This window comes from Achromobacter sp. (assembly GCF_032113835.1).
GTDB lineage: Bacteria > Pseudomonadota > Gammaproteobacteria > Burkholderiales > Burkholderiaceae_B > Achromobacter.
Genome location: NZ_DAMCTG010000001.1, coordinates 39,652 through 60,321, shown reverse-complemented (window position 1 = coordinate 60,321; position 20,670 = coordinate 39,652). Strand labels below are relative to the sequence as shown.

17 protein-coding genes are annotated in these 20,670 nt (G+C 67.5%); 8 read left to right on the top strand and 9 right to left on the bottom strand.

All coding sequences use genetic code 11. The annotated features are described in order from the left end of the window. Positions 1-51: 51 nt before the first annotated feature. Entirely contained in the window at positions 52-2,529 is a 2,478-nt protein-coding gene (locus RT697_RS00290; protein WP_313696462.1) for an autotransporter domain-containing protein, read from the bottom strand. A gap of 243 nt (positions 2,530-2,772) precedes the next feature. Next, positions 2,773-4,812: a sensor histidine kinase gene (locus tag RT697_RS00285; RefSeq protein WP_313696461.1), complete on the bottom strand. Its 2,040-nt coding sequence runs from the start codon at positions 4,810-4,812 to the stop codon at positions 2,773-2,775. A 78-nt stretch (positions 4,813-4,890) separates the two neighbouring features. On the opposite strand from RT697_RS00285, the gene RT697_RS00280 reads away from it, so the two are divergent. Continuing rightward, positions 4,891-5,589, top strand: a complete 699-nt coding sequence (locus RT697_RS00280) for a response regulator transcription factor (RefSeq protein WP_313696460.1) — start codon at positions 4,891-4,893, stop codon at positions 5,587-5,589. An 18-nt stretch (positions 5,590-5,607) separates the two neighbouring features. Here the strand turns inward: RT697_RS00280 and RT697_RS00275 are convergent, their stop codons facing one another. After that, positions 5,608-6,342, bottom strand: a complete 735-nt coding sequence (locus RT697_RS00275; RefSeq protein ID WP_313696459.1) for a DUF1971 domain-containing protein — start codon at positions 6,340-6,342, stop codon at positions 5,608-5,610. A gap of 96 nt (positions 6,343-6,438) precedes the next feature. After that, positions 6,439-7,152 (bottom strand): Crp/Fnr family transcriptional regulator, encoded by a 714-nt coding sequence (locus RT697_RS00270; protein ID WP_313696458.1) that lies wholly within the window; start codon positions 7,150-7,152, stop codon positions 6,439-6,441. 57 nt (positions 7,153-7,209) lie between these two features. Here RT697_RS00270 and RT697_RS00265 point away from each other — a divergent pair, with 57 nt between their 5' ends. Genes RT697_RS00265 through RT697_RS00245 form a run of 5 tightly spaced genes read left to right on the top strand, consistent with a single transcriptional unit; the run spans position 7,210 to position 12,253 of the window. Continuing rightward, the gene (locus tag RT697_RS00265) at positions 7,210-8,214 is read left to right on the top strand and encodes an ABC transporter substrate-binding protein (RefSeq protein ID WP_313696457.1); all 1,005 of its coding nucleotides are present in this window, start codon (positions 7,210-7,212) and stop codon (positions 8,212-8,214) included. Then, positions 8,211-8,990: an ABC transporter permease subunit gene (locus RT697_RS00260; RefSeq protein ID WP_313696456.1), complete on the top strand. Its 780-nt coding sequence runs from the start codon at positions 8,211-8,213 to the stop codon at positions 8,988-8,990. Before RT697_RS00265 ends, RT697_RS00260 begins: the two co-directional genes overlap by 4 nt. Then, the gene (locus tag RT697_RS00255) at positions 8,983-9,681 is read left to right on the top strand and encodes an ATP-binding cassette domain-containing protein (RefSeq protein WP_313696455.1); all 699 of its coding nucleotides are present in this window, start codon (positions 8,983-8,985) and stop codon (positions 9,679-9,681) included. The genes RT697_RS00260 and RT697_RS00255 overlap by 8 nt, the downstream gene beginning before the upstream one ends. Continuing rightward, a complete protein-coding gene (locus RT697_RS00250; protein WP_313696454.1) occupies positions 9,678-10,118 on the top strand; it encodes a hypothetical protein in 441 nt (146 codons plus the stop codon). The genes RT697_RS00255 and RT697_RS00250 overlap by 4 nt, the downstream gene beginning before the upstream one ends. Positions 10,119-10,150: 32 nt before the next feature. Beyond that, entirely contained in the window at positions 10,151-12,253 is a 2,103-nt protein-coding gene (locus RT697_RS00245; RefSeq protein WP_313696453.1) for a TonB-dependent receptor domain-containing protein, read from the top strand. A 16-nt stretch (positions 12,254-12,269) separates the two neighbouring features. On the opposite strand, the gene RT697_RS00240 is transcribed toward RT697_RS00245, so the two are convergent. The 3 genes from RT697_RS00240 to RT697_RS00230 form a co-directional block, all read right to left on the bottom strand. After that, on the bottom strand, positions 12,270-14,738 hold the full coding sequence (locus RT697_RS00240; protein WP_313696452.1) for a TonB-dependent receptor: 2,469 nt from the start codon (positions 14,736-14,738) through the stop codon (positions 12,270-12,272). A gap of 140 nt (positions 14,739-14,878) precedes the next feature. Further along, on the bottom strand, positions 14,879-15,871 hold the full coding sequence (locus RT697_RS00235; RefSeq protein ID WP_313696451.1) for a FecR family protein: 993 nt from the start codon (positions 15,869-15,871) through the stop codon (positions 14,879-14,881). After that, positions 15,868-16,431 carry a sigma-70 family RNA polymerase sigma factor gene (locus RT697_RS00230; protein WP_409517381.1) on the bottom strand — a complete coding sequence of 188 codons (564 nt, stop codon included), beginning with the start codon at positions 16,429-16,431 and terminating at the stop codon, positions 15,868-15,870. Before RT697_RS00230 ends, RT697_RS00235 begins: the two co-directional genes overlap by 4 nt. A 171-nt stretch (positions 16,432-16,602) precedes the next feature. Here RT697_RS00230 and RT697_RS00225 point away from each other — a divergent pair, with 171 nt between their 5' ends. Further along, positions 16,603-17,478 carry a LysR family transcriptional regulator gene (locus tag RT697_RS00225; RefSeq protein WP_313696449.1) on the top strand — a complete coding sequence of 292 codons (876 nt, stop codon included), beginning with the start codon at positions 16,603-16,605 and terminating at the stop codon, positions 17,476-17,478. A gap of 173 nt (positions 17,479-17,651) precedes the next feature. After that, complete coding sequence (locus tag RT697_RS00220) at positions 17,652-18,956, top strand: YbfB/YjiJ family MFS transporter (RefSeq protein WP_409517380.1); 1,305 nt, start codon at positions 17,652-17,654, stop codon at positions 18,954-18,956. On the opposite strand, the gene RT697_RS00215 is transcribed toward RT697_RS00220, so the two are convergent. Together RT697_RS00215 and RT697_RS00210 are read right to left on the bottom strand one after the other, a co-directional pair. Then, entirely contained in the window at positions 18,907-19,683 is a 777-nt protein-coding gene (locus tag RT697_RS00215; RefSeq protein ID WP_313696447.1) for an SDR family oxidoreductase, read from the bottom strand. The two genes, RT697_RS00220 and RT697_RS00215, sit on opposite strands and share 50 nt — an antisense overlap. A gap of 63 nt (positions 19,684-19,746) precedes the next feature. Beyond that, a complete protein-coding gene (locus RT697_RS00210) occupies positions 19,747-20,661 on the bottom strand; it encodes a 3-keto-5-aminohexanoate cleavage protein (RefSeq protein ID WP_313696446.1) in 915 nt (304 codons plus the stop codon). Between the last annotated feature and the right edge of the window lie 9 nt (positions 20,662-20,670).

The following is a 20,670-nucleotide window of genomic DNA, read 5'->3' as shown; positions in this document are numbered from 1 at the left end:
GAACCGGCCTCCGAAGAGGCCGGCTTTTCCCAAGCGTCGAGGCGGATCGCCTTAGAAGCGCCAGCTCACGTTGACGGTGCCGGTGTTCTGACGGTTGCCGTCGCCGAACTGGCCCGAGTAAGCCAGGCCCAGCGTGGCGTTCTTGCTCATCGCCAGGTCCACGCCCACTTCCATCACGGCCGCGTCACGCGCCAGCGGGTTGCCCGCCACAGTGAACGGCTGGCTGCCGTCGAACGACATCGTGGCTTCCGGGTTGACGTCGCCGTAAGCGTGGCGCCATCCGAGCATGCCGCGCAGGCGGCCTGCGGTGTCCTTCACGTCGAACGTCGTCTGCGCGCGCAGGCCCAGCGTGGTGGTGCCCACGTTGTTGGTGCTGCTCTTGCCACTCAGCGCAGCGTCGCCGCCCGACTCCGAGAAGCCGCGAGTACGCAGGTCGCTGAAGTCGGCGCCGAAGAACGGTTCCAGCGTGACGCGGTCGTTCAACGGAATCGCGTAGCCCACGTCGGTGAAGACCTGGCCCGTGCTGGCGCTGTAGTCCGCCTTCAGCTCCTGGTACTGGCCCGCCGCGTTGATGTTGCGCTTGCTGTTGATGTCATGCCACGTGTAAGCCAGGCCAGCGGTGAAGTTGATCTTGCCCGAACCGGCTTCGAACGACTTGCCGCCGTACAGGATCGCGCTGTAGCTGTTCACGTCCGACTTGGCCGAGCGGTCGTCGACCGTGATGCGGCTGTCGGTGTAGCCGAACGCGCCACCCAGACGCCAACCGTTGCCCACGCCGTGGTCGCCGCCGACGAAGATGCCGACGTCGCGTTCACGGGACTTGGCCACGTTGCCGTTGCCGTCCATCGTGCGCCAGTTGCCGAAGGCCTGCGCCCACAGCGGCTGCGCGTTCGAACGCGGCAGCATCGAGGCGTCGCCGCGGCCGACCTGCGCCGTCGGCGGGCCGGCCACGAAGCCGGCGTTCATGTTGGCGCGCAGTTGTGCGGTGGGCAGGCTGGCCACGTTGTTGCTGACGTTCTGCATCGCCGACACGCTGCTGCCGAACGATTCGCCGGACAGGTCGGCAAACACGCCGGCCGGGGCGCCATTGGGCAGGTTCAAGACACGCGTGTACAGCGAGCTGTTCTTGGGCAGGCTTTGCACCGCGTTTGCCGCCGAACGCTGGTTGCCGGTGACGGCCAGATCGGCGAATTCGATCGGACGGGTGCCGCTGTCGGTGTTGCCACCGCCGGTGCCGCCGTTGTCGACAGGCTTGCCCGGGCTGGGCTTGCTGTCCGGCTCGGTCGGCACCGTCTTCATGTCGAGCTTGAGCACGATCTGGTTGCCCTGCTGGTCCAGCGACGGTTGCAGGTAGGCCAGGTCGCTCGACAGACTGTCGAAATGACCATTGATCGTGGTGGCCGACAGGATGGTGTAGGACGTCGAAGCGGCGTACGTGCCGCCCGAACCGACGTGCACGACGGAACCGGCCAGGTTGGCCGTGCCGTTGACCTTTACGGAGTCTTTCTTGCCCTCAGCGGTCGCGTCGACGCGATAGGTGGAGCCCGGCTTGAAGGTCAAGTCGCCGTTCACGGTGATGGTGCCGATGGGCGACGGGGGAGTGACGACCACCGAGTTCGCAAACGGCACCATCATCATGTTGTTGACCGGCGCCGCGGCGCTGGGCGACAGCGTGGCGCCCGACTCCAAGGTCGTCGTGCCCACGCTGCCAGTACCCGCGAGGGTGCCCTTGACCGTCATCTGGCCGTTCATGTAGCTGTTGTTCAGCGTGAGCGTCGCGGCCGGCGCAACGTTGATCTGTCCGACGTCGAACTTGGACGTCGCGCCGAAGTCGCCATTGATGTTCATGATGGCGTTGGGACCCACGACGGTGCCTGTGATGCTGCCACCGCCGATGTCCAAGGTGGACGTGCCAAGCATCACATTGCCTTGGATGGTGCCGTTGTTCACGATCGTCATCGGCGCGGTGGCGTTCTCAACATCGATCGCGATGCCGCTGGTGTTGGACGAGAGCGTACCGTTGTTGACGATACCGCCGATCAAGCCGCCATTGACGACAATGCTGTCCTTGAGGTTTGCGTCATTGATGATCTTCCCGACGACCGCGCTCCCGGAGAGCACTTCGATGCCGACGCCAAGGCCATACGAGCCGCCAAATTCACCCTTGTTGTGAATGTCGCCTTGGACAATGGCTCCGTTCGTAAGGCTGAGGCCGGCGCGATTGCTGGTCAGTACCTTTCCGGCCTCATTGATGATCGAACCGCTGATGTTCGACGCATCCACCTTGATGCCGCTGAACTGGCTGTTTGGCGCGGGCCACAGCGTACCGTTGTTGATGACACTGCCGCCGACCACCGAGATGTTTTCGATGGTGATGGAGGTGTAGTTTCCGGTGTTTTCGAGATCGGCGGGCTCACTGCCCGCATTCAGGATGTAATCGATCTTCTGCGCAAAGGCCGACGGGGCAGAAAACGGCAGGCTCAGGCTAAGCAAAACGGCAATGCGGGTAAGCGGAAAGCGGCGAGACATTTTGTAGTGACCATGTAAATTTCGTGTCTGAAATGTACCGATCATTGCAAAACGGAATCTGAGCGAATCTGAGCGGTTTGTAAGATCCGAGAACCCCGCACCTCATATCGCCACAATTAGCCAGAAAATTGGGCGTTTTTCCGGTTTTTGAAGCTATCTATTCATCCCGAAAACGGAAACAAATAGATGCTTTTACGCAACAATTGCCCTTTAGCCGGGGGCAAATCTTGCGCCGCCTTCGCCTCAGGCCGCCCCCAATTGAGGCAAATTGAGGCAGAAGCACACCGGCTCGTCACCGCCCGCCGACTCCAGAACCACGGATCCGCCCAGCCGTTCCGCAATCGAACTCACCAAGTACAACCCCAGCCCGGCGCCGGGATGACGCATGGCGTTGTGTCCCCGGTAGTACTTCTGGAACAACCGCTCCTGCTCCGCAAGCGGAATGCCGCTGCCCGGATTCGCCACGGCGATGCGCAACATGGCGCCGTCCTCGCGCACCGATACGCTTACCTTCCCCCCGTCGTCGCAATGCCGGTCCGCATTGGCCAGCAGGTTGCGCAGTGCGATCCGCAGCATGCCCGCGTCGCAATCCAGGGCCTGGATATCGGTCTCATACATGATTTGGATCCGCCCCGCCGGATACTCGCTCGCCAGGTCTTGCAGCAGCGCCGGCAGATCGCATCGCGTCGTGCGCAGCTCGGCGCTGGGTTCGCGCATGCGGTCATCGGTCAGGTATTCGTCCACCAGCGCCAGGAGGCGCGTGGCCGCGTTGCGGATGTTGGCGCAGCGCGCCAGGCTCTTTTCCAGCGGCGCGGCAAGGTTGCGGCCAAGCTGCTGGGCCGACGTCGTGATGATCGCCAGCGGCGTGCGGAATTCGTGCGACACCATGGCGACGAATTCGCGCTGCTCCGTGAACATCTGCCGTTCCTTCTCCAGCGACGTGCGCAGCTCGCCTTCCAGTGCCACCCGGCGTTCGATCTCGCCTTGCATTTCGGCCGTGCGCAGGGCGACCTCGCGTTCCAGCCAGTGGCTGTGCTGGCGCGCCAGATCGGCCGCCAGGTTGGCCTGCTGCAGCTCTCGGACGCGGCGGCGCCGTTCGTAGCGGCCAACGATGAACAGACTGAGCAGCAGCATGTGCAGCATCGTGCCCAGCGTGGAAACGTACTCGGTGAAGGCGTTGACCGGGAACACCCCGAGGTTGCGCAGGAAGGCAATCAGCACGCCCAGGTAGAACACCCCGAACGCCAATGCGAAAAAGCGCGCCGGCCGCCAGCCGCGCTTGAGCAGATACGCCGCCAGCGTCGTGAAGCCGACGATCACCAGCAGCGCCAGCGCCTGGATCGGCTGCATGCCGGCGCCGTAGTGCCCCGTCACGATCAGCGCGGAGCAGATCGCGGCAATGCCCCAGAACAGCCAGTCCAGCCAGCGCACGGCGCGCGGATACAAAGCTTCCAGGTTCAACTGGCGGAACGCGACACGCAGGGCCACCGGTAGGCTGACGGCGATGCCGACGCCCAACAGCCGGTCGCTCCAGGCCACGGGCAGGCCAGTCAACTGCTGGACCAGCCCCAGCGAGAGCACCTCGTTGAAGACGCAATTGCCGATGTAGGCCAGGAACAGGCCGCTCATCGGCGCGCGCGTGACCAGCCAGAACGCCGCGTGCGCGCAGATCAGCAGCAGATAAAAACCGAAGTACAGCCCGAACAGCAGGCCCTCGCGGCGCGACTGGTTGTCGAACGCCAGCCGCTGCCAGACTTCCAGCCGCGTGGCCATGGCGTTCTTGCTCTTCAACCGCACCAGGATCACGTATTCGCCCGGCTGCGACGGATTGAACTGGATCACGGGGCTGCGATAGTCCACCGGCCATTTGCGCCGCGCCAGGTCTTCGCCGCTGCGTCCCAGCATCGTCCAGCCACTGCCGTGGCCCACGTAGATGCGCGCGTCGTCCAGCAGCGCGTTGGTCAGACGCAGCATCCAGCCGCCGTGCATGACCTTGTCGACCTGCACGGGCAGGCGCAGCCAGACCGTCGCGGTCGTGAACCCCGCGCTCAGGCTGCCCGGCAGCGGCGTCCAGCCGTCCGAGCTGGCGGCGTCGCCCACGTCCAGGCCGCCATCCAGATCGATCAGCCGTTCAAGATGGCCGGCCGCGTCCTTGACGGGCTCGGCGCCGTCCAGACGCAGCGGCTCGGCGCGCGCCGGTGCCGCCGCGGCCATCAAGCCCGCGAACAGGCAGGCCAGCAGCGCCAGCCACAGCATCGCCCTGGAGTAACATTCCCGTTTCATCAATCGCAATCTACGCAGCATTTCCGTGCAACCCGGCAGATTACACCAGCCCTCCACGCTGCATTTCGCGGGCGCCTCATGCCTGAAGTGATCCTGCTCGAAGACGAACCCGTGCTGCGTCAGGAGCTCGGCGAATTCCTCGAAGAGCTTGGATACGCCCCCTCGTGCGTGTCCAGCCTGCAGGAATTCGACCAGCGCTTCGACCCCGCCCGCCACCATCTGGCCGTCATCGACATCGGCCTGCCCGACGGCTGCGGCCTGGACCTGATCCAGCGCTTGCGCCAGGAAGGCCAGCAATTGGGCATCGTGGTGTTCAGTGCGCGCCAGACCGGTCCCGACCGGATTTCGGGCCTGGGCATGGGCGCCGACCACTATCTGGGCAAGGGTTGTGATCTGGACGAGCTGGCCGCCACTCTCGCCGCGCTGGTGCGCCGGCTGGGGCTGCCGCAGCCGGGCCAGGATCAGCTGCCGCCGAGCTGGCTGCTGGATATCGGCCCCCGCCGCCTGCACATCCCCGGCGCGGCGGCCATGCCGCTGTCGCAACAGGACCTGACCGTGCTGCAGTGCCTGATGAGCCAACCCGGCGAGAACATCAGCCGCCGGCAGATCGTCGAAGCCCTGGGCGCCGATTACCTGGAATACGACCAGCGCCGGCTCGACACGCAGATGCGTCGGCTGCGCCGCCGCGTCGAAGCGCTGAGCGGCCAGACGCTGCCCGTCAAGACGCTGCGCAGCAGCGGCTACTGCTTCTATCAGCCGGCGCAGGTCAAAGGCTGACTCCGGCCGCGCCGCGCATCAGGCTTCGGCCGCGCGGCAGAACGTGATCTGGAAACTGCCCGGCAATTCGAACGCCACGTGATGCCGCACGCCCGGCTCGATCACCACCTGCTGGCCAGCGGTCAGCACGGCTTCGGTATGCGGGGCATCGTCCAGCACAAAACGCAGCACGCCCGCGTGCACCCTCAACAGGCCCCACGTCCCCGCCTTGGTGGAATGCGCCGCCTTCAGCGCGTCCGGCAGATTGTCGGGCGTGAACACGGGGCTCTCCTTGTAGGCCTGCACGCCGGGCGGCAGGCGATCGGGCAGGCTGGCGAGATCTGCCCGCGCCTGCCACACGGCCCACAGCTTGGCCGCGATCCGATCGGCCATTGCGTCCGCCGTCGTCTGCAATTGCGCATGGCCGAGCGCCGCCGTCGTGGCGTGAAAGAGCGCCAGCCAGCGTTCGAAAAGCGGCCACGACAGATCCGGAATGCGCGCATGCGCCGGGATCGGCGCGCCCTTGAAGCGGCGCGTGCCCAGCACCAGCGACGACCAGAAATCGCATAGCAACGCCAGATGATGGTCCCAGTCCTTCACGCGCGCATTGAAGATCGGACCCAGCACCTCGTCTTCGCGCACCTTGGCATAGAACGTGTGAACCAGCCGGCGGATGTCGTCTTCGGTAGGGGCTGGCGTCAGGGTGGCGGGGTCGGATTGCGGCGTGAGAGGCATGAAAGGCTGGAAGGGCTTGGACGTGAGAACGCCTTCCATTCTCCGCACAGCGCGCGCCGGAACACATGACGCAAGTCATTGGCGCCGGCGCGTTTCAGCCTTTCACGTGGCGCCGCATCCAGGCGCCATGACGCTTCAAAACGGCCGTTTCGCCGTCATCGACAGGCTGGCCAGATGGGCCGGGTCGGTCACCACCCACTGGCTACGCTTGCCGCTGATATAGCCCTGCGCCTGCCAGTCGTTCAATAGCCGGCTCAACGTTTCCGCGCGGATGCCCAGATGCGCCGCAAGCTGCCGCTGGTTCAGCGGCAGCGTCAGCGTGGCGCCCTGCCGCTCCTGCAACCCCATCAGGTAATTCGCCAGCCGTTCCGCAGCGGAACTGGACGTCATCCAGTCCACCTTGTTCACCTGGTCATAAACCGCCTGGCTCATTCCCGCCAGCAGCTTGAGCGCCAGATCGGGCCACCGCCGGCACGCGTCATGCAGCTTCGTGCGGGCAAGCCGCCAGCACTGCACGTCAGTCCGTGCGCGCGCCTGCATGGGATAGCGGCCGTGCGGCATGAACATCGCGGCCTCGGCCATCAACTGCCCGGGTTCGAAAACCCGGAACACGCGCTCGTCGCCGTTGTAGCTGTAGCGCATGACCTCGGCCTGCCCGGTTTCGACCAGCAGGTAATGCCGCGCCTCGTCGCCTTCGCCGAACAGGATGTGCCCGGCCGGCGCCCGCAACACGCTTGCGTCCAGCAGAAGATCGTCGGCCACGCCCGCCGGCAGTCCGGCCAACAGCGGATGCTGTGCAAGCAGGCGGACGGCCGCCGCGCGCGGCTCGACCACATTGATATTTGTCATTCTGGGTCTTTCGGCTTGAGTGTGAGAATAAAACGATAATAATTCGTATTTAGAATAATGACCGCACATCAGCACACCCGCCGCCGCTTTTGCGCCGCGGCGTTGGGCGCCGCCCTCCTGCCGCGCCTTGAATCCGTCCGGGCCGCCGCGCCCGAACGTCGAGCCCAACTGACCCTTGCGGGACCGGGCGCCGTGGTCAGCTATCCGCTGATGCACATGGCGGCCACCGGCGCGCTGGCCGATCACACCGACAAGCTGCGTTTCCGGCTGTGGCAGACGCCCGACCAGCTGCGCACGCTGCTGGTGAACCGCGACGTCGAGTTCAGCGCGGCGCCCAGCACGCTGCCCGCGCTGCTGCACAACCGCGGCATGCCGGTGCGTCTGTTGAACATCTCGGTCTGGGGCATTCTGTGGCTCGTCAGCCGCAATCCCGACGTCAAGACCTTCGCCGATCTGGCGGGGCGCGAACTGGTTGCGCCCTTCCAGCGCGATCTGCCCGCCGTGCTGCTGGACACCCTGCTGCAGGCCCAGGCCGAAAAAGGCCTGGCGCCTGTCTCGCTGCGCCGCACCCGCGACGGCCAGGACGCCATCGCCCTCATGCTCAGCGGTCAGGCTGAAAGCGTGCTGCTCGTCGAACCCATGGCATCGCTGCTGCTGTGGCGCGCGCAGCAGGCCGGCGGCGTGGCGCTGCATCGCGGCCAGAGCCTGGAAGCCGCGTGGCGTGGCAGCTTTCCCGAGCAGCCTTCGCTGCCGCAAGCCGGCGTCATGGCCGGCGCCGGCGTGGCGGACGACACCGCGCTGTGCCGCGCGGTGGACGAGGCGTACGCGGCGTCGGCGCGCTGGTGCGCGGCCAATCCGGAAGCCTGCGCCGACCTCGTGCGCGAACATCTTCCGCATCTGCCCGCGCCGGCCGTCGTGACGGCGATTCGCGGCACGCGGCTCGACAGCCGCAGCGCCCGCGAGGCCCGCCCCGAACTGGAAGCGCTGTACCGCCTGCTGACCAGCCGGCTTCCGCAGGCCATCGGCGGCGAGTTGCCGCCCATCGGCTTCTACGGACCATGAGCGCCCCCGCCGCAAGTCCCGCGCGCACGTCGCGCGGCTGGAGCGTGGCCGGCGTCCTGCTGTTGCTGCTGGCATGGCACCTGACCGCCCGCCATCTTGGCCCCCTGCTCATGGCCACGCCCTGGGACGCGCTGCGCGCCATCGGACCCCTGGTGCGCAGCGAACAGTTCTTCGCCAACGCGGGTGTCAGCCTGATGCGCATCGGCGTGGGCGTGCTGGCCGGCGCGTCCATCGGTTTCACGCTCGGCGTGCTGGCCGGACTGAGCGCCCGCCTGCGCGGCCTCATCGAACCCATACGCTGGCTGCTGATGGCCGTGCCGCCCGTGGTGATGGTGGTGCTGGCCATGCTGTGGTTCGGCATGGGGTCGCCCATGGTCATCTTCATCACGACGCTGATGATGGCGCCCGGCATGTACGTCAACACGGTCAAGGGCATGCTGCACGTGGACCGGCGGCTGGTGGAGATGACGCACGTCTACCGCTATGGCCCGTGGCTGCGGCTGCGCCACCTGTATCTGCCGGCGCTCAGCGCGCCGTTGCTGGCCGCGTTGCTCATCGCCCTGTGCGGCGGCGTGCGCCTGGTGGTCATGGCCGAAGTGCTGGGCGCGGAAAACGGCATCGGCTACGCGCTTGCCAATGCCCGCAGCACGTTCGACACCTCGGAACTCTTCGCGTGGGTGCTGCTGATCTTCGGGCTGGTGGCGCTGCTGGAATTTGCGCTGCTGCAGCCCTTGCAACGGCGCCTGGGCCGCTGGATGGAGCCTAGCCATGCTTGAGATGCAAAACCTTGGGCTGCGCTTCGGCGCGCAGCGGGTGCTGGCCGGGGTCGACTTGCAACTGGCGGCCGGAGAACGGCTGGGCCTTGCCGGCCCCAGCGGCGCGGGCAAGAGCTCGCTGCTGCGTCTGGCGGCCGGCCTGCTCGCGCCCACCACAGGCACGCTGCGCAACACGTTCCGGCATCCGGTGCTGATGTTCCAGGAGTCGCGCCTCTTGCCCTGGCGCAATGCGCGCGACAACGTGGCGCTGCCGCTGCGCGCGGCCGGCCTGCGCCTCGCCGACGCCCGCGCGAAAGCGGATGAATGGCTGGCCCGGGTCGGGCTGGACGGCGCGGGCAATGCGTGGCCGGGTGAGCTTTCCGGCGGCATGGCGCAGCGCGTCTCGCTGGCCCGCGCGCTGGCGCTGGAGCCCGACCTGCTGCTGCTCGACGAACCCTTCAGCGCGCTTGATCCCGCGCTACGCCGGCAACTCTCGGCCTGCTGCCACCAGGAAGTCGCGCGCCTGGGCGCGGCCCTCATCTGCATCAGCCACGACCCGCAGGAACTGTTGGGACTGGTGGACCGCTGCGTCGTCGTGGGCCACGGCCGCATCGAGCCCGTCGCACTCAGCAGCGCCATCGGAACCCCGCAGCGCGCCGCCGACGCCGAACGCCTGCACGCCCTGCTGCTCGATTCAAGGAAGCAACCATGACCTACCTCGCCCTGCACATCGTGCATCTGTTCGCCGCGCTCATCTTCATCGGCACCGTGATCTTCGAAGTGCTGTTCCTGGAACCCGTTGCCAGACGCCTGCCCGCCGACGTGCGCCGGGCGTTGTCGCAACAACTGGCGCCGCGCGTGCGCGGCGTGATGCCCTGGGTCCTCGTTGTGCTCTACGCCTGCGGGCTGGGCATGGCCTGGCACTACCGCGCCGTGCTCGCCAGCCCCGGCAGTTCGGCCTTCGCCGCCTTGCTGCTCTTGAAGATGGCGCTCGCCGGCAGCGTGCTGCTGCATGTCATCACGGCCATGACGCTGGCGCGCCGCCAACGGCTGAATGCCGTGATCCGCTCACGCGTGCATCTGAGCGTGTTCTGTCACATGGCCGGCATCGTGCTGCTGGCCAAGACCATGTTTCACATTTCCTGGTAACGCCCAGGCCCGTCCTTCGTGGAATCCAACTGATGTCTACCCCTGTCCTGCGCCAGCTCGCATCCACCCTCACCCTGAGCGCCCTCGGGCTGTCCGTCGCCGTGGCGCAGGAGGCGCCGTCGCTGGCCCCCGTGGTCGTCTCGGGCGCCGCCATCCCCAACGCGCTCGAACCCAGCGTGCAACGCACGCAGGCCGAACTGCAGGCCGTACCCGGCGGCACCAACCTGATCCAGCCGCAGCAGGCCGTGCGCCTGATCACCCTGCGTGATGCGCTGGATTACCAGCCCGGCGTGATCGTGCAGGAATTCTTCGGCGGGCTGGACCAGCCCCGCCTGAACATCCGCGGCTCCGGCATCCAGAGCAACCCGCTGTCGCGCGGCATCCTGCTGATGCAGGACGGTTTGCCGCTCAATGACGCGGACGGTTCCTTCATCATCAGCCTGCTGGAGCCGCGCAACGCCGGCATCATCACCGTGCGGCGCGGCGCGAACGCGCTGGCCCCCGGCGCCAGCACACTGGGCGGCGAGGTCGACTTCCAGTCGCTCACCGGCACGCAGGGCGACTTCATCCGGCTGGGCGGCGGCAGCTTCGGCATGCGAAGCGTCACGCTGGCCAAGGGTTTCGAGGACGACCGCTTCGACGGCCGCTTCGCCTTCGGCTACGACAAGTCGGACGGCTACCGCCATCACTCCTCGTCCGAGCGCACCAGTTTCCAGGGCAACCTGGGGTTCCGCCGTGGCCTGTTCGAAAACCGCACCTATCTTTCGTACACCGATCTGAAGTTCGACATTCCCCAGCCGATCCCGAAGGCGCGCATGTACGAGGACCCGCGCAGCGTGCTGGGCGACGGCAACTCGCCGCAGGACATTGCCAACAACGTCTACAACCGCGACCCGCACCGCGACACCAACCAGTTCCGCCTGGCCAACCGCAGCTTCTGGGGCACCGAGGCCTTCAACCAGACGGCCGGCGTCTACTGGCAGCACACCAACGACGACTTCACCAACCCGCAGGTCGCCAACGTGACCGACAGCGACACCTATGGCCTGGCCTGGCAGTTGAACGGCAAGATCGGCACGGTGGACTACCGCGCCGGGCTGGACTGGCAGCGCAGCAACATGGACCGCGACCTGTACGCGATCCGCCCGTCCGACGGCCGCCGCCTGCAGCGCTTCGGCGACTATGACCTGCGCGCCGAAAACCGCAGCGCGATGGTTGGCGTGGACTGGCACCTGACGCCGCATTTCAGCATGGTGGGCGACGTCAAATACACCGTCGCCGTGCGCGACGCGCACGAACGCAACAGCGGCAAGACGCTGGACCAGGACTGGCGCTATGCCACGCCGAAGCTGGGCGTGATCTGGCAGCCGGCCGCCTCCCAACGCTGGTACGCCAACGTCAGCCGCAGCAATGAGGTCCCGACCTTCTGGGAAATCGTCAACGGCGAAGTCGCCGCGCCGATGAATCCGGCCACCGCCAGCACGTCCATGAGCAAGCTGGACCTGCAACGCGCGCTCACGTATGAAATCGGCGGAGACGGCGCCTTCGCCGTCGCCGGCCGTGACCAGCACTGGAGCGTGTCGCTGTACCGCAGCAACGTCGACGACGAACTGATGTCGGTCACCAACGAAAACGGCACGCCCGCCGGCACCTACAACTACAACGGCCGCACGCGGCACCAGGGCATCGAAGCCGGTCTGTCCGGCACGCTGCCCTCGCCCGGCGAAGGCATGTTCGACTACCGCATCGCCTACACGCTCAGCGACTTCCGCTTCCGCAACGGCCAGTACCAGGGAAACCGCATCGCCGGCGTGCCGCGCCATCTGCTGAGCGCCGAAGTCATGTACCGCATCGGCGGCTGGCGCTTCGGACCCAACGTGCGCTGGTTCATGAGCGACACGGAGACCAACCACGCCAACGCGCCCGGCACGCAGCAGGAAGCCTACGCGCTGCTCGGTTTCAAGATCGCCTACGAGCACGACGCGCACTGGAGTGGCTACGTCACCGCGGACAACCTCACCGACAAGACCTACGCCAGCAGCTACGCCATCCGCAACACCGCCACGCCCGCCATGCCCATCTTCCTGCCGGGCAATGGCCGCGCGTTCAGCGCGGGCGTGGCGTACAAGTTCTGACCGCGTCCCGTCTTTCTTAGAACTCCGTGCTCACGGACAACAGCACCGTCAGCGGCGCGCCGACCGTCAGGCCTTCGCGCGCCGCGGACTGCCAGTAGTTCTTGTTCAGCACGTTCTCGACCATCGCGCGGATGACGACGGGCTTTCCGTTCGCATTGAACGCATAGCGCGCGCCCACGTCAAAGCGCGTCCAGCCCGAGATCTCCTGCGTGTTGGCAACGTCGACGATCTGCGAGCTGGTGCGCAGCATCCGCGCGGTCAGCGTCAGGCCCGGCACGAACGGCGTGTCCCATTCGGCAGCCGCGTTGAACTGCAGGCGCGGCACGGCGGGCGCGCGATTGCCGTCGTTGACGCCGCCTTCGGTGCGCGTCAGGCGCGCATCGGTATAGGCCACGCCGCCCAAGAGGCGCACGCCATGGGTCGGCTCGCCCTGCACCAGGAATTCCAGCCCGCGGTTGCGCTGCTTGCCATTGGACACGTAGCGCAGGCTGGCAGGATCCAGATAGCTGCTGGGACGCTCGATCTGGAAGGCGCTGAGCGTCGTTTCGAACTGGCCGAAGTCGTACTTGGCGCCCACTTCGAACTGCTTGGAGATTTCCGGGGCGAACACTTCGCCCGCGTTGATGGCGCTTTCGGGCGCCGTCCCGCCCTGGCTCAGGCCCTCGATGTAGTTGCCGTACAGGGCCAGCCGCTCCGTGGGTTTGACGGTCAATGCAAACGCCGGCGTGACGGCAGACTCGTCGTAGTTCGACGTCTGGCGGCCGGTCATCGCGTCGAAGTTTGTGGATTCCACACGCTGGTGGCGCACGCCCGCGATGAATTGCACGCGGTCGTCGGCCATCGAGATCGTGTCCGCCAGTGCGATGCTGACCAGCCGGGAATCGCTGGCCCGCGGCAGATCCGACGGACGCGGGATGTTCGGCTTGGGCAGGTCCGCGGGGTTGTAGATGTTGGAAAACACCGTGCTGGACCGGATCCGCGCCGCCGAATAGTCGATGTCCAGCACGCTGACGCTCAGCGCCGGCTCATGCTTGAGCGGGCCGGTCTGCAAGCGCCCCCGCACGCCGATCTCGCCCGTCTTGCTCAGCAGCGACTCGTTCAGGCGCGCCGGAACCGCGCCGATGTCGCCGGCCTCGTTCAGCATCAGCCAGCTCGTCTGCATGCTCTCAAAGTCGTGCTTGCGCGCGCCGACCGCGCCGTACACGGTCCAGTCCGGCGACACGTCGTACTCGGCGCGCAGCGCGCCCGACCATTCCTTGGTCTTCCAGTAGGTCCACGACGGAAAGAAATTGCGGCGCGCGTCCGGCGCCCGGCCGATGTCCACGCCCGACGGCGGCGGAAACAGCAGGCCGCTGCGCGCATCGGTGGTGCGGTTCTGGTAATTGATGTCGCCTTCCACGCGCAGGCGCTCGCCCTGGTAGTCCAGGCCCAGGGCCACGGCGCCCAGGTTCTCCTTCGCGCCGTCCATCGGCAGGTCTCCGCCGCTGCCTGCCACGTTCAGGCGCACGCCCCATTCCTGGCTGTCGCCATAGCGGCGCGACAGGTCGGCGTGCGCGCCGAACTGGCTGTCGCCGATGTACGAAACGGTAAAGCGGTTCAGGGGATCGGCGCCCGCGCGCTTGGGCACCAGGTTGATCGAGCCGCCCACGGAGCCGTAGGGCGCCATGCCGTTCAGCAAGGCATTGGGCCCGCGCAGCACTTCCACGCGCTCCACGCCAATCAGCGAACTCGAATTGCGCGGCGACACGCCGTACAGGCCGTTGAACGACACGTCGTAATTGAACAGCGTGAACCCGCGGATGTTGAACTCGTCCCGGCCCGCGCCGCGCGAATAGGTATTGCGCACGGTGGGGTCATTGACCAGCACGTCGCCGATGTTCTGCGCCTGCTGGTCCTCGATCAGCTTGGCGGTGTACTGCGTGGCGCTGAACGGCGTGCTCATGTCCTCGCGATCGCCCAACAGGCCCAGACGCCCGCCGCGCGCCACCTGGCCGCCGGGGTACACAGGCGGCAGGCCGCTCGCGAGCCCCGAGGCCGTCACCCTCACGGGTTCCAGCGTGGTGGTCTGGCCGGCGGGCAGGACGCTCAGCCGGTACTGGTTCGGCGCCTCGCGCGTGGCGCGCAGTCCCGTGCCGGCCAGCGCCTGCTCCAACGCCTGATGGGGGGTGTAGCGGCCCCGCACACCGTTGCTCTGGCGGTCGGCCACCAGCGACGGCTGCGCGGCCAGCAGGATGCCGGACTCGTTCGCCAGCCGCGTCAGCACCTGGTTCAGCGGCGCGGGGGCAATGTCGAAGGTCATCAGGTCAGCCACCCCCGTGGTCGCGGGCGCGGCCTGCGCGTGGGCGGGCGGTCCCCAGACGGCGGAAACGGCCATCGCCAGGGCCAACGGCAGGCCCCAGGACGGGATACGCCCGCGGCGGGCGGCCAAGGCGCGTGCGCGGGTCACGGGAAAGGCCGCGGCGGCGGAAGAAGGACGGTGGGACATGACGGGACCTGTGCTCTCGTGCGTAAGGTTCTGGAAGGGAGAGCGGCGCGCCAGCCATGCGGATTGCAAGGCGCGAGCGGCTCTTACTGTCCTTATTCGAACGAGCGGGCAAAACCCGGAACCGTTTCGCTGATTTATTTTCAGGCGCGCGCTTCGAGGCTGATCCACCAGGGCATCGTCCGGCGCACCCGCACCGGCAATACCGAGGCCAGCATGTCCAGCGCGCGGTCGGTCTCGCGGATGGGGTAGCTGCCGAAGACGTGCAGGCGCGCGATCTCCGGCGCCACGGCCAGGTGGCCGAAGTGATAGCGGCTCAATTCGGCCACCACGTCCGCCAACGGCGTGTTGTCGGCCACCAGCACGCCGCGCGTCCAGGCCTCGCGCGCCGGGTCCACCGGCAGGAAGCCGTCCAGCGTGTCCGCCGTGAACCGTGCCTGGCGCCCCGCCGGCACGATGCCGCTGGCGCGGCTGGCGGCCGTGTCGACACGCACGGCCCCTTCGTGCACGGCCACCACCACGCCGTCGTCCTCGCCGCGCACGGTAAAGCGCGTGCCCAGCGCCTGCAGCCGGCCCTGCGCGGTGTCGACAACAAAGGGACGGATCGGCTCCGGGGCGGTCTGAATCAGCAGTTCACCGGCGACAAGCTGCAGACGGCGCAACGCGGCGCCGTAGTCGACATCGAATGCGCTCAAAGCCTTCAGCCAGACCTGCGTGCCGTCCGCCAGCGCGACGTGGCGCGTTTCGCCCAGCCCGGCGCGATGGTCCGCGCCCCAGGTCGAGGCCGCCAGGGGCAATGGCGTCTGCCGCCACGCCGTCCAGCCCAGGCTGGCGATGCTCAGCGCCCCCGCCATCCCCAGCAGCAATTGCCGGCGCGCGCGTGGCCGGGCGGACGCGGTCTGTCCGAACGCCGTCACGGCGGCGTTCCGGTCGGGACTGGATTGCAGGGGAGAAAAGCGGCGGCCGATGCGTTCGACGTAGCTCCAGGCCTCGCGGTGTTCAGCGGCGCGGTCGATCCATTGCTGCCATTGCTGGCGTTCGGCGGCCGAGGCATCGCCGGAACGCAGCAGCGCATACCATTCGGCGGCCTGCTCCATCGCGCGGTGCGATGGCTCGCGCGCCTGCGCGGCGCTCATGGGGTTGCCGCCTGCGGCAGGCCCGACGGCTCGCCCGTATGTCCCGCCGCCAGGCGCGCCTCGAGCTGCATGCAGCACAGCATGGCCTGGGCGACATACTTGCGGACCATGCGCGACGACACGCCCAGCACGTCCGCCACTTCCTGATCGGTCATCTCGCACGCCACCGCCATCACGAAGGCGTGGGCGGTCTTGGGCGGCAGTCCGCGCAGCATCTCGTCGATCTCGCCCAGGGCCTGCAGCACCATGGCCTGATCTTCAGCCGAAGACACCGTGGGTTCGGGCTGCGCCGCCAGGGCGTCCAGCCAGGCCTGCTCCAGGTCGCGGCGGCGCCACAGGTCGATGCACATGCCATTGGCCATCCGGCGCAGGTAGGTCCTGGCATGGCGGGCGTTGTCGAACTTGCACGGGCGCGTCAAGAGGCGCACGAACGCGTCGTGCGCCAGATCCGCAGCGTCCGCCGCGTTACCCAGGCGCCAATTCACCCAGGCCAGCAGCCAGCCGTGGTGATTGCCGTATAGGCTCTCGAAGTCCTGGGATGCCCCTTCCGATCCGCTCACGATCCCGCCCGCACGCGATACCGCCCGCATTGTGTATTAATGCGAACGGTTATCAATTAACAAAGCGCAGATTATGGACCGGGGCGGCGGGATTTGGCAACGGGGGTTTAGGCGATAATCCCGCTGCCCCGACGGGCCTGGCGAAGCCGGCACACAGCCGCGAAGGAAGCGATGAACTGGGACGATGCAAGGATCTTTCTGGCGCTGCAACGGGAAGGCACGCTGCGGCGCGCCGCGCGCGTGGCCGGCGTCGATCAGGCCACGATCGGGCGGCGCATCGCCACGCTGGAACACACCCTGGGCGCGACGCTGTTCCTGCGCAGTTCCACCGGTTACACGCTGACGCCCACCGGCGAGAGCGTGCTGCGCGCGGCCGAGCGCATGGAGCAATTCGCCCATGACCTCGTGCGGCAGGCCCAAGGCACCGACGGGCGGCTCGAAGGCGAGGTCAAGGTCGCGACGACTGACTCGCTGGCCATGGAATTCGTCATTCCGGCCATCGCGGCGCTGCACGCGCAACACCCCGCCGTGCGCGTCCGCCTGAGCGTGTCCACCCAGATGGCCAATCTTGCGCGGCGCGAAGCGGATATCGCCATCCGCAACGTCAAGCCCGAAAACCCGGATCTCGTCACGCGCCAGCTGGCTCGCTGGCCGGTGGGCCTGTACGCCAGCGAGCAGTACCTGGACCTGCACGGTGCGCCGTCGGAAGGCGAGGACCTGCAAGGACATGACCTGGTGTATTACCAACCCTATCTGGAAGGCGGCCGCGCGCCCACCATCGTCGGCGAACCGGCCCAGGCCGGCTGCATCGTGGCCACGGCCAATTCCAGCCTGATGCTGCGCGCCATGATCGCCGACGGCATCGGCATCGGCGAGCTGCCCGTGCCCATGGCCGAGCGCGGGGGACTCGTCCGCCTGTGGCCGGCGCGCGAACGCGCGGGCGGCTTTCCGGTGTGGCTGGTGACGCACCAGGACCTGCGCCACACGGCGCGCGTGCGGGCATTCATCGACGCCGTCGCCAAGCAGTTCGACCCTCCGTCGCAATAGGTGGCGCGAGTCAGCGTCGAATCCCGGCGGAACACCTCGCAACCCCCCAGCATCGACTGCTGCATTTTTGCATTACTTACCATGCAAATTGCTGCGTGATTGCGGCACCAGGGCTTCCTATACTTTTTCGCAGCCGGTCGGTTTCGCCCGGAATTCGAAGCGTGAGGCTCCCCATGTCGCATTCATCCGCCGTCGCCCCCGCCGCGGCGCCAACTCCCGTAGCAACGCCCCCCGTGGCAGGCAACTCTGCCTGGCGTTATGTCCTTGCCGGGTTCGCTGCCAGCCTGGCCAGCATCGGCCTGGCCCGATTCGCCTATGCGCCGCTCGTCCCCGCGCTGATCCAGGCGCACTGGTTCTCTTCATCCAGCGTGGTGTTCCTGAGCGCCGCCAACCTGACCGGCTACCTCATCGGCGCCCTCATCGGCCAGCCCCTCGCGCGGCGCTTTTCCAGCACAGAGGTGCTGCGCGTCATGATGGCGCTCGTCACCCTGGCCTTTGCGGCGTGCAGCCTGCCGCTGTCCATCGGCTGGTTCTTCGGCTGGCGCCTTGCTTCCGGCATCGCGGGCGGCGCCATCATGGTGCTGGCCGCCGCGACGATCCTGCCGCATGTGCCACGCGCGCGGCGCGGTCTGGCGGGCGGCGCAATCTTCCTGGGCATCGGCGTCGGCATTGCAGGCTCAGGCACGGTCGTGCCATGGCTGCTGGACTTGGGGCTGCAGGCGGCATGGCTGGGTCTTGCCGCCATCTCTGCCGCGCTGACGTTGCTGACCTGGCGCGCGTGGCCGGCGCACGGCGCCGCCTCACGCCGCGTGGCGGACGCGGTGCCGGGCACGCCTCCCACGAACCGCCTGCCTTCCGATCACCGTGCCGGCGTGATCCTGCTGTTCGGCCAGTATGGGCTGATGGCGGTGGCGCTGGTTCCCGCGATGGTCTTCCTGGTGGACTTCGTCGAGCGCGGCCTGGGCGCGGGCGCCGCGGCCGGCGCGCGCTTCTGGATTCTCTACGGCGTCGGCGCAATGATGGGCCCCCCGCTCTACGGCTGGTTGGGCGACCGGCTCGGCCCGCGCCAGGCGCTGCGCATCGTGCTCGCCGTGCAGGCAATCGCGATGGGCGCCCTGAGCTTCAGCGGCCACGCCGCATGGCTGGGCGCCGCCGCGCTGGTGGCGGGCACCTTCCCGCCCGGCATCGTGCCGCTGGCGTTGGCGCGCATCCACGACCTGATTCCTCACGATGCCTTTGCGCAGAACCAGGCCTGGAGCCGCGCAACGGTCAGCTTTGCCACCTTCCAGGCGCTGGCCGGCTACGGCTATTCGGCCGTGTTCAGCGCAAGCGGCGGCCAGCACCGGACGATGTTCGTCATCGGCACGGCGGCGCTGATCATCGCGGTCCTGGCCGAGGCCGGCGTGGTGGAAAGGACGATCGGCCGGCTCATCCCAGGTGCTCCACGTTCCCGCACACCGATATGCTCTGCCCGCTGATCATCGCCCCTTGTTCAGAGCACAGGAACACCACCTGATTCGCCACATCTTCCGGACGCGTCATGCGGCGCAGCGACACCTTTTCCACAAGCTGCTCGCGCATCGCATCGTTGCTGACCCCGCCGGCCTCGGCGCGGGCGGCGATGATGCGCTCGACCCGGTCACCCGACACCACGCCCGGCAGCACGGAATTGACGCGGATGTTCGACGGCCCCAGCTCCATCGCCCAGGTCTGCGTCAGCCCGGCCAGCCCGAACTTGCTGGCGCTGTAGGGCGAGCGCAGCGAAAACCCCAGGCGCCCCGCCACGGACGAGATATTGACGATGGCGCCGCCGCCCGCGGCCCGCAGCAGCGGCACCGCGCTGCGCGCGCACAGGAACGTGCCCGTCAGGTTGACGTCCAGCGTGTTGCGCCAGGCGTCCAGCGTGGTGTCCTCGAGTCGGCTGGTCGGCCCGGACACGCCCGCATTGTTGACCAGCACATCCAATGCGCCCCACCGCGCGCCCAGCGCCTCGAACATCGCCAGCACCTGCGCCTCATCAGACACGTCCGTCCGGCTGACGCTCAACGCGGGCAGGCTTTCTTGCGCCGCCTTGAGCGCCTGCTCGTCCACGTCGCAGATATGCACATCGGCGCCCGCATTCACAAACCTGCGCGCGATCGCCAGCCCGATGCCCTGCGCGCCCGCCGTGACCAGCACGCGGGCGCCTTTCAATGATTCGATCATGTCCTTTCCCGATGTATGGGTGGCGGCGGCGCGGCGCCTGAGCCGCGCCGCCAGACGGTTACGTCACAGCGCAAACTCCGGGCGGATGCCGCTTTTCAGCGGCAGGCCCATGATTTCGCGTGCCTCGGCGGGCGTCGCGGGCTCCATGTCCATTTCGCGGATGATGCGCACGATGCGCTCGGTCAGCTGCACATTCGTGGCCAGTTCGCCATGGCGGTAATAGAGGTTGTCCTCCAGCCCGACCCGCGCGTGGCCGCCCAGCAGGAGTGCGCTGATGTTGGCCTCGAGCTGCGATGGCCCGATCCCGCTGACGCAGAACACGCTGTTCTTTGGCAGCAGGTCCACCATCATCTGCAGATGCCGCGGCGAAAACGGCATGGCGTTCTGGAAGTTGCGGTGCACGTTCATGACCAGGTTGATGAAGTGCGGGCCCTCGTCCAGGTCCTCGTTGATGAGCGTCGTCACGTCCTGCAGGATGTGCGTCGGGCTGAACACCTCCCACTCGGGCTTGATGCCGCGCGCCTTCATGCCGGCGGCCAGCTCGCGCCCTTTGCTGAGCGGCGTGTTCATCAGATATTCGCGGTCGCCGAACGCCAGGTTCAGCGTGGTGGCGTCCAGCGTGCACATCTCGGCGCCCGCGCCCATGCCCTTCAGACGCTCCTCCCACAGGATCTCCCACGTGCCGGGCGAGGTCTCGGCGACCATGTCGCCATGCACGCCACCGCCCGTGGAGTTGTTCAGCACGATGTCGCAACGCTCGCGGATAAGCTGGTTCATCTTCCGGTAGACGGCGGCGTCGCACGTCGCCAGATCGTCGGAGCGCCGCGCATGCAGCGCCACCACGCTGGCGCCCGCGTTGTAGCAGCGATAGACATCCTCCGCGATCTCCGCGGGCTGCGTGGGCAGGTGCGGATTCTGGCTTTTCAAGGCCATGCCCCCAGTCGGGGCAATGGTCACGATGACTTTGCGTTTTGCCATGCGAGTTCT